General features: G+C 63.9%; 14 protein-coding genes (1 of these 14 only partly in view). 5 read left to right on the top strand and 9 right to left on the bottom strand.

Annotated features, from left to right (window positions below):
• The first annotated feature begins 113 nt into the window (after positions 1 to 113).
• A complete protein-coding gene (locus AXK11_RS09910) occupies positions 114 to 1,040 on the top strand; it encodes a hypothetical protein (RefSeq protein WP_156469280.1) in 927 nt (308 codons plus the stop codon).
• Between the two features lie 69 nt (positions 1,041 to 1,109).
• Here the strand turns inward: AXK11_RS09910 and AXK11_RS08225 are convergent, their stop codons facing one another.
• The 5 genes from AXK11_RS08225 to AXK11_RS08205 all read right to left on the bottom strand — a co-directional run bounded on the left by AXK11_RS08225 (position 1,110) and on the right by AXK11_RS08205 (position 5,584).
• Positions 1,110 to 1,865, bottom strand: a complete 756-nt coding sequence (locus AXK11_RS08225; RefSeq protein ID WP_197456854.1) for an ATP-binding cassette domain-containing protein — start codon at positions 1,863 to 1,865, stop codon at positions 1,110 to 1,112.
• A complete protein-coding gene (locus tag AXK11_RS08220; protein WP_068631126.1) occupies positions 1,865 to 2,668 on the bottom strand; it encodes an ABC transporter ATP-binding protein in 804 nt (267 codons plus the stop codon). Before AXK11_RS08220 ends, AXK11_RS08225 begins: the two co-directional genes overlap by 1 nt.
• Positions 2,669 to 2,724: 56 nt before the next feature.
• Positions 2,725 to 3,744, bottom strand: a complete 1,020-nt coding sequence (locus tag AXK11_RS08215; protein WP_082781051.1) for a branched-chain amino acid ABC transporter permease — start codon at positions 3,742 to 3,744, stop codon at positions 2,725 to 2,727.
• 61 nt (positions 3,745 to 3,805) lie between these two features.
• A complete protein-coding gene (locus AXK11_RS08210) occupies positions 3,806 to 4,696 on the bottom strand; it encodes a branched-chain amino acid ABC transporter permease (protein ID WP_068631124.1) in 891 nt (296 codons plus the stop codon).
• Positions 4,697 to 4,873: 177 nt separating this feature from the next.
• Positions 4,874 to 5,584, bottom strand: a complete 711-nt coding sequence (locus tag AXK11_RS08205) for a glycosyltransferase family 2 protein (protein WP_068631122.1) — start codon at positions 5,582 to 5,584, stop codon at positions 4,874 to 4,876.
• 681 nt (positions 5,585 to 6,265) lie between these two features.
• Here AXK11_RS08205 and AXK11_RS08200 point away from each other — a divergent pair.
• From AXK11_RS08200 to AXK11_RS09905, 4 genes are all read left to right on the top strand, one after another.
• Positions 6,266 to 6,949, top strand: coding sequence for a TVP38/TMEM64 family protein (locus AXK11_RS08200; RefSeq protein ID WP_197456853.1), 684 nt, complete (start codon positions 6,266 to 6,268; stop codon positions 6,947 to 6,949).
• Positions 6,946 to 8,541 (top strand): exodeoxyribonuclease VII large subunit, encoded by a 1,596-nt coding sequence (gene xseA, locus AXK11_RS08195; protein WP_156469278.1) that lies wholly within the window; start codon positions 6,946 to 6,948, stop codon positions 8,539 to 8,541. The genes AXK11_RS08200 and xseA overlap by 4 nt, the downstream gene beginning before the upstream one ends.
• Before the next feature lie 24 nt (positions 8,542 to 8,565).
• Positions 8,566 to 9,201 carry a peptide-methionine (R)-S-oxide reductase MsrB gene (gene msrB, locus AXK11_RS08190; RefSeq protein ID WP_231865810.1) on the top strand — a complete coding sequence of 212 codons (636 nt, stop codon included), beginning with the start codon at positions 8,566 to 8,568 and terminating at the stop codon, positions 9,199 to 9,201.
• Between the two features lie 226 nt (positions 9,202 to 9,427).
• Positions 9,428 to 9,613 (top strand): hypothetical protein, encoded by a 186-nt coding sequence (locus tag AXK11_RS09905; protein ID WP_156469277.1) that lies wholly within the window; start codon positions 9,428 to 9,430, stop codon positions 9,611 to 9,613.
• Between the two features lie 52 nt (positions 9,614 to 9,665).
• Here AXK11_RS09905 and accC read toward each other — a convergent pair whose 3' ends face one another.
• The 4 genes from accC to AXK11_RS08170 form a co-directional block, all read right to left on the bottom strand.
• Complete coding sequence (gene accC, locus AXK11_RS08185) at positions 9,666 to 11,036, bottom strand: acetyl-CoA carboxylase biotin carboxylase subunit (protein ID WP_068631116.1); 1,371 nt, start codon at positions 11,034 to 11,036, stop codon at positions 9,666 to 9,668.
• Positions 11,037 to 11,266: 230 nt separating this feature from the next.
• Positions 11,267 to 11,761, bottom strand: coding sequence for an acetyl-CoA carboxylase biotin carboxyl carrier protein (gene accB / locus AXK11_RS08180; protein ID WP_068631114.1), 495 nt, complete (start codon positions 11,759 to 11,761; stop codon positions 11,267 to 11,269).
• A 283-nt stretch (positions 11,762 to 12,044) separates the two neighbouring features.
• Positions 12,045 to 13,730: a ComEC/Rec2 family competence protein gene (locus AXK11_RS08175; RefSeq protein WP_068631112.1), complete on the bottom strand. Its 1,686-nt coding sequence runs from the start codon at positions 13,728 to 13,730 to the stop codon at positions 12,045 to 12,047.
• Between the two features lie 26 nt (positions 13,731 to 13,756).
• Positions 13,757 to 14,594, bottom strand: partial view of an endonuclease/exonuclease/phosphatase family protein gene (locus AXK11_RS08170; RefSeq protein ID WP_068631110.1) — the 3' portion only. 206 nt of this gene lie beyond the right edge of the window; 838 of the gene's 1,044 nt are visible here — the last part of the coding sequence; its start codon lies off the right edge, out of view; it ends in the stop codon at positions 13,757 to 13,759.

Raw genomic sequence — 14,594 nt, 5'->3', positions numbered from 1 at the left:
AAACCCCCCCCCCCCCCCCCTAAGCTATAAGTGGCTATTATGTAGATGGTTATAATGGTTTGGCGGGGCCGGTGAAACCTCAGTATCAAGACTCAATCACCGTTTCGGGTGAGATGACTATAAGTGGTGAGGTGGCTCAGGTGAATATGTCGGGTAACTCTACTGCTAATATAGACGGGATACTCAGTGTCGGAGCGGGAGGTATCAGGGGGCCAAATTACGGAAATGCGTTAATTACAGGAGGCGCTCTTACCTCAAGTTCGGGGAAGGTAGATATTGGTATTACGGGAGACTGGCCGGGCTCAACGACGATAATAAGGTCAAGGATTGTAGATTCGGAAAAACGATCAGTAGGTGTTTATATTCACGGTGAGGTATGGGGCTCTTCCCCTGATGGGAAATCTTACGGTGTGGTTTATATGGAAGGGGCTGGCGATAATACATTTACTGGTGATGTTGTTGTAGAGGGGAAGAATGAGTTATCGCTTCGATGGGCAGGGAGAGCGGTGCAGGGGAATATATATGCGATTGATAAAGGAGTTATCCTATCTCACCGCAGTGGACAAATAGGGGAGAATAGCACCGTGACCCTTCGAGAGGATGGGTCTGCATTTGGTTTTCACACTGCTGCATCTAATCAAGTTAAGGAGTCTTTTCATCAACTGGCTGTAGAAGGAGGGAGTAGTGTTCTTACCTTCTCGCTCACAAGGCCCGATGAATTTAAGGGACAGAGGGACATATTTCTGGATGACTTAAGGATAGAGGAGGGGGCCAGTTTGAGGGTCGAGAACTGGAAAGAGGGCTTCTCAAGACTTCTCGTGCGTAAGGACAGCGAACACCTACAGGAATCACTTGGGCGACTTGAGTTTCTGGGCTACCGAAAGGGGGGTGAGCTCAAGGAGTATAACAAGGATTACTGGGAAATCTCCGGGCTGCCCGAGCCCGCGACCTGCGGGGCACTCTTCGGCATCCTGGGCTTCGGCCTCATCGTGTGGAGGAAACGCCAACAAACATGTCGCACAATCAATGAGGGCCCATGAGGGCCTGGCCAAAGAGGGAGCGCCGATAACTTTGAGCGGGCGTGAATGGGAGCGGGGGGGGCTCGTCTGCTAGCTGCCGAGGTAGGCGGCTTTGAGTTGGGCGTTGTTGCGCAGTTCGCGGCTGGGGCCGGACATGACGATGTGGCCGGTCTCCAGCACGTAGGCGTGGGTGCTGATCTCCAGGGCGAGTCGGGCGTTTTGCTCGACGAGGAGGATGCCGGTGCCGTGGTCGCGGTTTATCTCCACGATTTTCTCAAAAATGGTGCTGATGAGCCGCGGGGCGATCCCGAGCGAGGGTTCGTCGAGCATCAGGAACTTGGGGCGGCTCATGAGGGCGCGGGCGATGGCGAGCATTTGCTGTTCGCCGCCGGAGAGCGTGCCCGCATTTTGCCGGAGCCGTTCTCTGAGTCGGGGGAAGATGCTGAAGCAATAGTCGCGGGCTGCGGCGATCTGGGCGGGGCTGCGCTGGAGGTAGGCGCCCATCGCGAGGTTTTCGGCGACGCTGAGGTTGGCGAAGATCATCCGGCCTTCGGGGACGTGGCAGAGGCCGCGCGCGACGATGTGGTGCGGGGCCAGCGCGGTAATGTCTTCGCCCGCGAAATGGACGCGGCCCCGGGCCGCACGGATGAGGCCGGAGAGGCTGTGCAGGGTGGTGGTTTTTCCCGCGCCGTTTCCGCCGATGAGGGTGACAATCGCTCCGGCAGGCACGCTCAGCGAGATCCCGTTAAGTGCGGAGATCGCGCCGTAGGAGACGTGGAGGTCTTCGACGCGGAGGATCTCGGTAGCGGCGGCGGCGGCGCTGGAGCTGTCGTGTGCGGCGGGCATCAGTGGTGGGCGAGGGCGGTGCTGTGGTCTTCGCCGAGGTAGGCTTCGATGACTTTTGGGTCGCGCTGGATTTGCGCGGGCGTGCCCTCGGCTATTTTTACACCGTAGTCGAGGACGGCGATTCGCTGGCAAAGGCCCATGACAACTTTCATGGAATGCTCGACCAGGAGGACGGAGAGCCGGAACTGGCGTTGTACCTGTTTGATCAGGGCGATGAGCTCGCCTTTCTCCGCCGGGTTCATGCCTGCGGCGGGTTCGTCGAGGAGGAGGAGCTGCGGTCGGGTGGCGAGGCAGCGGACGATTTCGAGGCGGCGTTGTTCGCCATAGGGCAGTGCGCCCGCGAGTGTGTCGCGGTAGCGGCCGAGGTGGAAGAGGTCGAGGAGCTCGTCCGCTCGGGCCGCGATTGCTTGCTCGTCGGCGCGAAAGGCGCGTCCGCGCCAGAGCGCATGCAGCGGGCTGGTCTTGCGGTGCAGGTTGCAGGCGGCGCGCACGTTGTCGAAGGCGCTGAGCGAGCCGAAGAGCCGGATGTTTTGAAAGGTGCGCGCAATGCCGAGCCGCGCGCGTTCGTAGGGGCTGAGGCCCGCGAGGTCGCGCCCGCCGAAGCGCACGTGGCCCGAGCTCGGTGCGTAGACGCCGGTGATGAGGTTGAAGGCGGTGGTCTTCCCCGCGCCGTTGGGGCCGATGAGGCCGACGAGCTCGTCGGGCCCGATGGCGAAGTCCAGTGAGTTGACGGCGTAGAGGCCGCCGAAGCGGATCGTCGCCGCCGTGAGCTCCAGGAGCGGCGGGGCCTTCGGCTCGTCCATTTTACGAGCGCTTTGTCGGGCGCGTGTCGATGGGGCGTGGTTTGTGGTGTCACACGTCATCGCAGGGTCGTGCGGGTTTTCCGGCGTTGCAGGAGCTTGGCCCAGTCGAGGTTGAGGAGCCCGCGCGGTCGCCAGACCATGAGGACGATCAGCAGCAGCGAGTAGAGCACCATGCGGTACTCGGCGATGGGGCGCAGGGCTTCGGGCAGCAGCGTGAGCAGCAGGGCAGCGAGGATCACGCCGATGGTGTTTCCCATGCCGCCGAGGATCACGATGAGGACGATCTCGATGCTCTTGGAGAAATCGAAACCGGTGGGCACGATGCTGAGCCGGAAGTGCGCGTAGAGCCCGCCCGCCACGCCCGCGAAAAACGCGCCCACGACGAATGCCACGATCTTGTAGCGCGTGGTGCTGAGCCCGATCGCTTCGGCGGCGATTTCGTCGTCATGCGTCGCGATAAAGCCGCGCCCATAAGTCGAGTGCACGAGGCAGTGGACGACGAAGATCGTGAGCGCCGCCCAAGCGAGCACCCAAAACGGGCTTGTGTAGGGCGGGATGCCATTGAGCCCGAGTGCACCGCCGAGCGGCTCGATGTTCTGGAAAACGACGCGGATGATCTCGCCAAAGCCGAGCGTTACGAGTGCGAGGTAGTCGCCCTTGAGCCGCAGTGACGGGCCGCCTACGCAGAGTCCGGCCAGGGCAGCGCCGAGCCCGCCGAGCAGCAGTGCGAGCAGGAAAAAACCGCTCTGTGCGAGGCCCGCACCGCTCCCGCTGTCCGCGCCAAAAAAGTGCGGGGCCAGCCGCGTCGTGATGCCTGCGGAGAGGTACGCGCCGACCGACATGAAGCCCGCGTGGCCGAGCGAGAATTGGCCCGTGAAGCCGGTGACGAGATTGAGCGAAACCGCCAGCGTGACGGCGATCCCCATACTCATCAGCACGTCGAGGAGGTACGGGTCGATCACGCCGGCGAAGGCCGAGACGCACAGCCCGCCGATGAGCGCGCCACCCAAGGCGAGCGGCCCGCCGGGCTTGCGTGCGGGGCGCGGGGCGTCGGCGGCGTGTTCGTGCGGCTTCATCGTCGGTGCGGGCGAGGTCGGGTGAGCGGGCGAGTGCGTGGCGGTGTGCGGGTCAGGCAGGCTAGACCTTTTCGGCCGTGGCGCGGCCGAGCAGTCCCGCCGGTCGGAAAAAGAGGATCGTGAGCAGAATCGTGAAGGCGATGGCGTCCTTATACGTCGATAGCGCGCTGCCCGAGACAAAGGTCTCCACAGTGCCGAGCAGGAGCCCGCCAAGCGCTGCGCCCGGGATATTGCCGATGCCGCCGAGGATCGCTGCGGTGAAGGCCTTGAGCCCCGGGCTGACGCCCATCAGCGGATCAATCGACGGGTAGTTGAGCGCATAGAGGATGCCGCCCGCTCCAGCCAGCGCAGAGCCGAGCCCAAAGGTGAAGGCGATGACGCGGCTATTGTTCACGCCCATGAGCTGGGCGGCGCGCGGATTTTGCGCGACGGCGCGCATGGCCGTACCGATCCGCGTGCGGTGGATGATCAGTTGCAGCGCGGCGACGAGGGCGAGCGCAGCGGCGATGACGAGGAGCTGGTTTGAGGAAATCGCGAGCCCGCCGAGCGAGAATTGTTTCGTGGGGAAAACGGCGGGAAAAGTGCGCGGTGTGGCCCCAAAGAAAAGCTGCCCCGAGTACTCCATCAGCAGCGACACGCCGATGGCGGTGATGAGCACGTTAAGCGTGGGCGCGCCGCGCAGCGGGCGGTACGCCAGCCGCTCGATCAACATGCCGATGAGCGCGCAGCCGAGCATCGCCGCGCCGAGGACGGCGAGCCCGCCCCACACGGTGCCGGGCGGCAGTCGCTGCGCGGCGTAGTAGCCGATGAAGGCGCCGCTCATGAAGACATCGGCATGCGCAAAATTGATGAAGCGCAGCACGCCGTAGACCATCGTGTAGCCGAGCGCGATCAGCGCATAAATCGCGCCGAGCGACAGGCCGTTGAGCAGTTGTTGGAAAAATGCCTCCACGGGGAGCTTGGGGGGCGGATCGGTGGTGGGGGACGCGTCAGGGACTTGTCAGACCTGGCTCACCCGGATGTCGCCGGTGCTGACGCGCAGCGGGTTCAGGCGAGGAGCGGTCGTGTCGGGCGGGCGGTAGAGGTCAGGAAAGAACGCGGCGCGCGCCCGCCGCCACCACAGCCGTTTTTAGCGAAACAGGTTGTATTTTAGAATGGCCCACAGCGCGCGGAAGCCATCGCGCCAGCCGATCTTCTTGCCCTCTTCGTACGTGCGCCCGTAGTAGCTGATGCCGACTTCGTAGATGGGCACGCGCAGCTTGGCGACCTTGGCGGTGATCTCGGGCTCGAAGCCGAAACGCGCCTCCTCGATGGTGATTTTCTCGAGCACCGAGCGGCGGAAGACTTTGTAGCAAGTCTCCATGTCCGTGAGGTTGATGTTGGTAAACATGTTTGAGCACAGCGTCAGGAACTTGTTGCCCAGCATGTGCCAGAAGTAGACCACGCGGTGCGCATCGCCCCCGCTGAAGCGCGAGCCGAACACCACATCCGCCTGCCCCGCGAGGATCGGGGCGATCAGCTTCGGGTATTCGCTCGGGTCGTACTCCAGGTCGGCATCCTGGATGATGACGAGCTCGCCCGTCGCAGCGGCGAAGCCCGTGCGCAGCGCCGCGCCCTTGCCCTGGTTCACTTCGTGGTAGAGCACCTGGTCGACGAGCGGCGCGATGGTGTCGCGCAGCAAGTCGCGTGTGCCATCCCGCGAGCAATCATCCACGATGATGATCTCGCGCTCAATCGGCTCGCCCTGCGTGGGCTTCTCGCAGGCGGCCCGCACGCGCTCGACGAGGCTCAGGAGCGTGCGCTCCTCGTTGTAGCAAGGGATGACGATGGACAGTTTCATAAAGTGAAAAGGCAGTCGGGAGAGGGACTGTTGCGCAGGAGACTTGTTGCGCAAAAAGTAGCCCCCGCCAGGAACGCAACGGAAGCCTTTATTGAGACACGCGACCGCGTCGCTGCGGCCCATAAAATGAGTCGAAGACTCCACTGCGCGTGGGGCGGTGGCGGGTCGCCACTTCCATTCAATTTGCGATTTTGCCGCGTGCGCTCCGCGCCCGAGCAAAATCGCAAATTTAACGGGATTCCCCCCCCCAGTCGCATTGCGACTGGGGAAGGAGCTTCAAGTGCGAATGGAGCGGGAATCCATTGGGGCGATTTTCGTTGGTTAACGGGAAAATGTTGCTCTGGTGCGGCGGTCCGGCCTGCGACCGCGCCGCCGTGCAAAATGGAGCGGGCAACGACCGCGACCGGATGATCGGGCATTCCTTACTGTGCGGTTTGCGTATCGCGCGGGACGCGCGATACGCAAACCGCACAGTAAATGAGAGCAGGCACTGCCATAAGACCGGTCTGCGACCGCGCCCCACGCGAAGTGGAGGTATTGCCTACCGACGAGGCCTCAACGAGGGCCTCGCGAGAAGGAAGGGGCGAAGACCCCCTTGACGGGACTTTGCCGGAGCGCGCAGCCTGTGCCGCAATGGACGAATCGAAAAGGCCTGCGCCCCATCGCTTAAAGAAGCTCACTGTGTTGGCGGTGCTCGGTGTGGTCGTGCTGGCGCTGGGCTGGTGGGCATTTCGGCACTACGGTGGCGAGCTCGGTGCGTGGCGGGATGCGGGGCTGGCGAAGGTGCGCAGCGCGGGGCCGCTCACCTTCTTTTTCTTCATGTCGCTGCTGCCTTCGCTCGGTTGCCCGCTCTCGGTTTTCACGCTGACGGCGGGGCCCGTTTTTGCGCCGGTGCTGGGCATGCCGCTCGTGCTTTTTCTCACGCTGCTGAGCCTCGCGCTCAATCTTGCGCTGTCCTACTGGCTGGCGCGGCGTGCGCTGCGTCCCCTTTTTGCGTGGCTTGTCGGTTGGCTCGGCTACTCGCTGCCGCGCGCAAGAGAGGCCGATTACCTCGGCCTCGTTTTCCTGCTGCGGGTGACGCCCGGGCCGCCGTTTTTTCTGCAAAGCTACCTGCTCGGCCTGGCGGATATTCCCTTCCGCGTTTACTTCCTGATCTCGTGGCTGATCGCCGGACTCTACGCCTGCGCCTTTGTGCTGTTTGGCGACGCGGTCGTCCACGGGCACGGCAAGCGGGTGATGCTCGCGCTGGGGCTTTTCGCGGTGCTGACGGTTACCGTGCAAATGCTCCGGAGGCGTTACCGTGCGCGCCGTGAATCGGCTGCGGCGATGTCGCCAGTGGCGACTGAAGAGGAGGCTGCGCAATGACCCGCCGTAGCCGCAAAAATGCCGCGCCCGAGCCGGACGAGCCTTTGTTGTTCGATCTTGGTACGCCAGAGCCTGCGCCCGCCGCTCCAGCGCAGGCAAAGGCGGCCAAGCCAGCCGCTTCGGCGGTGCCAGCATCCCGTCCGTCGCCGCCCGCTACTGTTGTTGCCCCGCCCCCAGTTTCCACCGAGCGGCCGCAGCCGACCAGTAGCGCGCTGCGTGAAACCGCCGATGGGGCGCCTGTCATTTCTGCGCCCACTATTCCTGCTCGCGCTGTTGCGCCGCGCGCGGAGCCCGAGGCGCTCGAGACCGGAGGCGCCGAAGGCGCGGGTGGGGCGGGAGGGGCGCGCGCGGAGTCGGTTACGGACTTCACGCGCCGTGTAAAAACGCTTTTGGAAAACGCGCTGCCGGTCGGCTGGGTGCGCGGAGAGGTGTCCAACCTGCGCAATCAAGCCAGCGGCCACGTTTACTTCTCGCTTAAGGATGCGGGCGCGCAGTTGAGCGCGGTGCTTTTTCGCGGTGATGCGCTGCGGCAGAAAGTGCGGCTGCGCGATGGGCAGCAGGTACTGGTTTTCGGTCGGCTGAGCGTGTACGAGGCGCGCGGCCAGTATCAGCTCGTCGTGCGCGAAGTGGTCGAGGATGGCGTGGGGCGCTTGCAGCAAGAGTTTGAGGCGTTGAAGCGGCGGCTGGCGGCGGAGGGGCTTTTCGAGGCGGCGCGCAAGCGCGCACTGCCCGCGCTGCCGCGTACGATTGGTTTTGTGACTTCGCCAACTGGCGCGGCGGTGCAGGATTTTTTGCGGATTTTGCTGCGCCGTGGCTGGCGCGGACGAGTGGTCGTGCTGCCTGCGCGCGTGCAGGGTGCGGGCGCCGCCGAAGACATGGTCGAGGCGCTGGGGGCGGCCGAGCGGCTGGGCGGCTTTGACCTGCTGGTGATCGGTCGTGGTGGCGGCAGCCTGGAGGACTTGTGGGCGTTTAACGAAGAGCCGCTCGTGCGCGCGGTCGCTGCCTGCCCGATCCCGATTATCTCGGCCGTGGGGCATGAGATCGATTTTACCCTGTGCGACTTTGCGGCGGACTTGCGGGCGGAGACGCCGAGCGGGGCCGCCGAGCACATCTCCAGCGGTTTCGTCGCCGCAGTGGAGCGGGTGAGGCAGCTCGGCGAAGAGTTGGCGCGGGGTGCCGAGAGCGCACTCGACGAGCGGCGCCAGCGCGCGCTGCAAGCGGAGAACCGGCTGCGCTTGCTCAGCCCGGCGGGGCAGATCGAGCAATACGCGCTGCGGCTCGACGATTGCGCGAACCGGCTGGGGGCGGCTTTGCGCATGGGCATGCAGCAGGCGCGCCACGAGGTCGCGGCGGCGGCGGCGGCCTGGGCGCGGGTGTCGCCCGAGGCGAAGCTGGAGCAGCTCGCCCAGCAGGTCGGCGCGTTTGAGAAGCGGTTGCTTTCGGTGAGCCCGGCCTCGGTCGTGGCGCGCGGCTTCGTGATCATGCGCGATGAGGCGGGCCGCCCGCTCACGCGTGCCGATGCGGTTTCCAGCGGGCAGCGCGTGCAAGCGGAGTTTGCCGATGCGCTCGTGCCGATGCGGGTGGAACAATGAGAAGACATGCGTACTGCGTGCGGTATGCACTTGGGACGTTTCGCCTGCTCTGCGCTGCTGCTGCTGCTCACTTTGGCGGGCTGCGCCGCCGCTACCGATGCCACTATGAAAACGACTGACGATAATCGCCCTGAGCCGAAGGACGCGCTGGACTGCGCTCCCGGCGAACTCTCCGCCTGCGGGCTGCCGTCAAACGTGGTGATCGACATGAGCAAGGTCACCGTGCACCGCAGCGAAGCCGAGTGGCGCGCGCGGTTGACGCCTGCCCAGTACCACGTCGCGCGCGAGCAGGGGACGGAGCCGCCGTTTCGCAACGCGTACTGGGATCACCACGAGGACGGCGTGTACTTCTGCGTGGGCTGCGATACGCCGCTGTTCGACAGCGCGGCGAAGTTCGACAGCGGCACGGGCTGGCCCAGCTTTTACCGGCCGATAGAGCGCGCGTTTATCGCCACGCAAAAGGACTTTAGCCACAACATGGTGCGCGAGGAGATCCACTGCGCGGTTTGCGGCAGCCACCTCGGCCACGTCTTCGACGATGTGCCGCGCAGTAAGGGCCGCCGCTACTGCATCAACTCCGCCTCGCTGCGCTTCATGCCGCGCGCCGAGTACGACGCTTGGGTGCTCGCCCAAAATCAGGCGACTTCGCCCGCACAGTGACGCCTGCGCGGCGAGCGGCGGTCAGTGACCGCTGCCATTCAATTTGCGATTTTGCCCGCGCGCTTTGCGCCCAGGCAAAATCGCAAATTTGAAAGGGCACTCCCCCTGTCGCGTTGCGACAGGGTTGGGAGATTCAAATGCGGATGGATCGGAAACCCGTTTGGGCGCGGAGAAAAGTTTGCGGGTTAAACTCCCATCTGAGCGGATTTTTGGGGTTAACAGGAAAATGTTGCTCCGACGCGGCGGCAACGACGCCGCGCTCAATAAAACGGTCGAAGACCGTGTGGCTTGTTCGTCGGGCGGAACGCCCGACAGCAAGCCGCACAGTAAATGGGTGCAGGCACCGCCTGCCGCCGCCCGCGTAGGGCAAGAAAGTCGGTTGCTGCTGCGCGCTCCCACGCGCAGTGGATGACTGTGGCGTTGACTGGGGCGGGCGCGGGCCGGTGGATCGGCCTCGCTGGCGTTTACTGACCGGTGAACAGGTCGGGCGGCATCCGGCCCATGAATTCCTCCATATAGCCAGTGGTCGCCTTCCCCTCGATAAACACGGGGTCAGACATGATCGCCTTGTGCAGTGGGATGGTGGTCTTGATGCCGCGGATGATGTACTCGCTGAGGGCGCGGTAGCTGCGTTCGAGGGCGGTTTTGCGGTCGCGCCCGTAGCAGATGAGCTTGCCGATCATCGAGTCGTAGTGCGTGGGGATCTGGTAGCCGCTGTAGGCGTGGGAATCGACGCGCACGCCGTGCCCGCCCGGGGCGTAGTACAGGCCGATGGTGCCGGGCGAGGGGATGAAGTTGCGGGCGGGATCTTCGGCGTTGATCCGGCATTCGATGGCGTGGCGCTTGAACTTGATGTCGCCTTGGTCGAAATCGAGCTTCTCGCCGTTGGCCACGCGGATCTGTTCCTTGATCAGATCCACGCCGGTGACCTCCTCCGTGACCGGGTGCTCGACCTGGATGCGGGTGTTCATCTCGATGAAGTAGAACTTCCCCTTCGCATCGACGAGGAACTCGATCGTGCCCGCGTTTTCGTAGCCCGCGGCGACTGCGGCGCGGATGGCGGCCTTGCCCATTTTCTTGCGGAGGTCGGGCGTGAGGAAGGGGGAGGGCGACTCTTCGACGAGCTTTTGGTGGCGCCGCTGCACGGAGCAATCGCGCTCGCCGAGGTGCAGGGTTTTTCCGTGCGAGTCGGCGAGGATCTGGAACTCGATGTGGCGCGGGTTGGCGATGTACTTCTCGATGTAGACTTCGCCGTTGCCGAAGGCCTTTTCGGCCTCGTTGCGCGCGGAGTGGTACTCCTTGCCGAAGCTCACGTCGTTGTGCGCGATGCGCATGCCGCGCCCGCCGCCCCCTGCCACCGCTTTGATGATGACGGGGTAGCCGATCTTGCGGGCGATTTTTACCGCCTCGGCTTCGCTGGAGACCGGCCCGTCGGAACCGGGTACGGTGGGCACGCCTGCTTTCTGGACCGTGGTTTTGGCGACTGCCTTGTCACCCATCATGCTGATGGTTTTCGACTTGGGGCCGATGAACTTGATGTTGCACGACTCGCATTGCTCGGCGAATTTGGCGTTTTCCGAGAGAAAGCCGTAGCCGGGGTGGATGGCGTCCACGTCGGCGATTTCGGCGGCGCTGATGATCCGGTCGGTGCGCAGGTAGCTGTCGGCGCTGCGCGGGCCACCGATGCAGATGGCTTCGTCGGCGAGCTGGACGTGGAGGGACTGGACGTCGGCCTCGGAGTAAACGGCGAGCGTTTTAATGCCTAACTCTCTGCAAGCACGGACGATGCGAAGGGCAATTTCACCGCGGTTGGCGATGAGAATCTTTTGGATCATAAGGTTTTTAAGTGGTGTAGGGGATCCGCTCGGCCCGCCTCGGGGCGGCGAGAGATGAAGAACTCTGCGGGGCCTCTCGCGGCGCGTTGCCGGAGCGGGATGGATTTTGGCAGCGGGCTGATTGCGCCGCGCGTGTGTGCAAGGAAAAGGGAAGCGGCGAGGGGCGGCGGCTGGATGGCGCGCTGGTCGGGCTGCGCCCTGCGTCAGCCACTTTCCGCGGGTGCGTGCCCTTAGCCCTGCTTTACCTTAAAGAGCTGTTGGCCGTATTCGACGGGTTGGCCGTTTTCCACGAGGGTTTCGATGATCGTGCCCTTAGTCTCTGCCTGGATCTCGTTCATGATCTTCATCGCCTCAATGATGCAGACAATCGTCGTCTCCGTCACCTTGGAGCCGTCTTGGACGAAGGGCGCGCTGTCGGGTGAGGAGGCGTGGTAGAAGGTGCCGACCATCGGCGACTTGATGTAGGTGACGTTTTCCTCGACCTCGGGTGCGGCGGGGGCGGCAGTCGCTGCGGCCGCGGAGGCGGCGACGGGGGCCGCTGCTTCGGCTAGGGGCAGCGCTGCACCGGGGGCTGCGAGCACTTGGCTAGGGAGCGTGAACGAGGTACCTGCTCCGGTGCCTTCGCGGCAGATCTTGAGTTTGAAATCCTTCTCCTCAATCGCGAACTCGGTGAGCTCCGAGCGCTTGATGAGGTCGATGATTTGCTTGATTTGTTTGATGTCCAAACTGGGGCCTTGGTTAAGTTTCCAGAAGTTGGCCGGGTTAGAGACCAACTGTGGGACAGGCGTTCAAAAGAAGGCCAAAACCAAAGGCAATCTCCGTTTTTTGACGCGATTTTGATCAAAAATGGGGCAAAACGGCCTCAAAATCCTGGTTTTGGAGCGGCTTTGCAGATGTGCGTTGAGCTTTGGGCGAGTCCCTGCCCTGTTCAAAAAATGGCAGAAAATGGCAAAACTTTGCCCGACTTGGGGCGAGGATGAGGGCCAGAGCGGCTATTTTGGCTCAGATTTAGCCGAAACGCACACCAAGGGCGAAGCCGAGCGCGAGAACCGCAAACGGAGGCCAGAAAAACCGGCACCAGCGGCTCCAGTGCTGTGAGTAGCCGATAAGCAATATCAGCAGCAGTGCGACGAGCGTTACCGAGCCAACCCAAGGCGCGCGAAAGGCTGCGTAAAACCACAAGTGCGGCACTTGCATGACGGCGCTTATCAGCGTTTCAGTCCCCGCGAGGACGAGAAATGCCACGTAGTTGGCGACGAGGGAGCCGAGCGTGAAATGGAGCAAGCCGCACAGGAGCGAGGCGAAGCCCGCAATGATCGCGCAAGAGGCCGCAGGAATCACCAGCAGGTTGATGAAAAGCGAGGCCGGGGTGAACAGCTCGAAAAACAGAACGCCGGTGACTGAGCTGACGAGCGTCGCGGCGACGCCGATGCCCAGCGCGCCAAACCCCCAGCGGCGCAGCCAGTCAAGGGCGTGTTGGCGCCCGCTCCAGGTGGCCTTGGGGATCATCGCGTAGGGTTGCCACGCGGCTTGCCAGTGCTCGGCGAGCGGCAGGCCGATGAGGAGCAGGGCCGCTACGATGCCGTAGCTCATCTGAAAGCTCGCGCTGAAGATCTGGAGCGGATCGAGGCACACCACAATCAGCGCGGAAGTCGTCAATGTGGCGACCGGGTTGGCTGGCAGCCGCAGCGCAAAAGCCAGCAAGAAGAGCGCCACCATGATGAAGGCGCGCACGGCAGAGGGCGCCGCACCCGTGATGTCCACATACAGCCACAGTGCGCTGAGCTCCACGAGCAGCCGCAGCTTGTGGGGGAGCCGCAGGAGTGCGAGCAGCCAGTGAATCGCCGCAGCGATGATGCCGATGTGCAGCCCGCTGATCGCGAAAACGTGCATCGTGCCGCTCGCGCGAAACAGCCCGCTTTGCTCCTCGCTCAACTCGCTGCGCTGGCCGAGGAGCATGGCGCGCAGGATGCCCGCAGTCTCGGGGTGGGCGGCTGCTATGCCCTGCCCGAGGCTTTCGCTAAAGCGCTCCGCTGCGCGCGCGCAAAAATGCCGATAGACCGAAGCGGGCTGCCGCACCTGGAGGATTTGTCCCTGCGAAAAGCGGAAGTTCACTCCGGCGCTATCCAGGTAGTGCTCAAAGCTGGCGGGCTCGGGCCGCCGCGACAGGGCGCTCAAGACGCCGAGCGCTTCAAGGCGCGTCGCGCGTAGCAGCAGTGGTGGTGCGACGGCTTCGCTCTCGGGTAGCTTGAGCGAAAAATAAATCCGCTGGCCGATCAGTTCGCGCAAGTGGGGGGCGGTGCTTTCGATCACTGCGAGCCCGCTTGCCCGGTCGGCTCGCGACTGCGAAAAAGTCCGCGTCACGCGCAAGGTCAGTTCGGCCTCGCGCGGAGGCAGCCAATCCCAATCGGCGAGTCGCGGGCGTTTGACATCGTAGTAGGCGAGTCCCGCCAAGGTGAGCCCTGCGCACAGCCCGAAGGCCGAAACGCCCGGCGGCCATTTGGCGTACTTGGCCGCGAGCGCGAACGCTGCAAATCCCGCCGCGCCCGAAACAATCCACGCGCTCGGGAGGCTCAGCCCGGCATGCCCCAGACTTAGTCCCGAGAGTATCGGCACCAGCACCCACAGCAGCGGCGCGCGGTGCCCGAGGCTGCGAAAACGTTTTTTGCGAACTGCTGTGGCGGCGGCGTGCATTTTCGTGGGGCCCTCCCTCCATTCGGTCAATTGCTGGCGGCGGCGGCGCTGCTCGGGCGCTCCTCTTCTTTTGGCGTGATGGCGGGAAGTTGCGCCAAATCCAGCGTTACCGAAAGCGGGCGGTGATCGCTGGCGTCGCGCACCTCCGGCGCGTCGGCGATCGTCGCTCGGGCGCCGCTCACCGCAGGCAGTAGCTTGGGTGAGGCCAAAATGTGATCGACCCGCCAGTAGCTGTCCTCGCGCGCATTGCGGTAGGTCCAGCTCTCGCCGCGCGAATCGGCCGCATCGAGCAAGTGGGAAAGCCGCACCTTGCCCCGCTGCTGAAGCGCTCCCAGCGGCGGGCTCGCCTTGGTGTCGTTGAAGTCGCCGAGAATCAGATAAAAACGCGTGTCCGTGCTGGCGATTCGTTGCAGGATGAAGTCGCGGATTCGGCGGGCCTCGCCTGTGCGCAGAGCCGCCGATTCGGGGTCGGCCGCATCGCGGCTGTAGCGGCTTTTCAGGTGCAGCGCCCAGATCGCCAGCGGCCCCGCCGCCGTCGCGAAACGCAGCTCCAGCAGTCCGCGTTTCACGTCCTCGTGCGAGTCCCGATAGCGGAAGCGCAGCGGCGTGTGCTCGTGCACTTCGGCAAAGGGAAATCGCGAAAGCGCGGCGACATGCCGTTGCGCGTCGGGCCCGCGCACCAGGGCGGTATGCGGATAAAAAAGCCCCTCCGATCTTAGATCACGCTGTAACTCAATGAGATACTCTACTGGCCCCATTTCCTGGAGCACGAGCACATCAGCGTCGATTTGGCGGATCACCTGGCGCAGTGCGCGCTTGGCCGCCTCGCTTTTCGGGTAGCCGGTGCGAAAGCCGAGAGGCGTC

It is taken from the genome of Cephaloticoccus primus (genome assembly GCF_001580015.1).
Classification (GTDB): domain Bacteria; phylum Verrucomicrobiota; class Verrucomicrobiia; order Opitutales; family Opitutaceae; genus Cephaloticoccus; species Cephaloticoccus primus.
The sequence above is the reverse complement of the archived record's forward strand: the minus strand, read 5'-3'. Positions and strand labels throughout refer to the sequence as shown.

Excerpts from the sequence above, each read along its gene's own strand:
- AXK11_RS08175 (WP_068631112.1), bottom strand. The coding sequence starts at position 13,730 with ATGCACGCCGCCGCCACAGCAGTTCGCAAAAAACGTTTTCGCAGCCTC.
- AXK11_RS08225 (WP_197456854.1), bottom strand. The coding sequence starts at position 1,865 with ATGCCCGCCGCACACGACAGCTCCAGCGCCGCCGCCGCCGCTACCGAG.
- AXK11_RS08220 (WP_068631126.1), bottom strand. The coding sequence starts at position 2,668 with ATGGACGAGCCGAAGGCCCCGCCGCTCCTGGAGCTCACGGCGGCGACG.
- AXK11_RS08205 (WP_068631122.1), bottom strand. The coding sequence starts at position 5,584 with ATGAAACTGTCCATCGTCATCCCTTGCTACAACGAGGAGCGCACGCTC.
- AXK11_RS09905 (WP_156469277.1), top strand. The coding sequence starts at position 9,428 with ATGTTGCTCCGACGCGGCGGCAACGACGCCGCGCTCAATAAAACGGTC.
- AXK11_RS08215 (WP_082781051.1), bottom strand. The coding sequence starts at position 3,744 with ATGAAGCCGCACGAACACGCCGCCGACGCCCCGCGCCCCGCACGCAAG.
- msrB (WP_231865810.1), top strand. The coding sequence starts at position 8,566 with ATGCACTTGGGACGTTTCGCCTGCTCTGCGCTGCTGCTGCTGCTCACT.
- AXK11_RS09910 (WP_156469280.1), top strand. The coding sequence starts at position 114 with ATGACTATAAGTGGTGAGGTGGCTCAGGTGAATATGTCGGGTAACTCT.
- accC (WP_068631116.1), bottom strand. The coding sequence starts at position 11,036 with ATGATCCAAAAGATTCTCATCGCCAACCGCGGTGAAATTGCCCTTCGC.
- xseA (WP_156469278.1), top strand. The coding sequence starts at position 6,946 with ATGACCCGCCGTAGCCGCAAAAATGCCGCGCCCGAGCCGGACGAGCCT.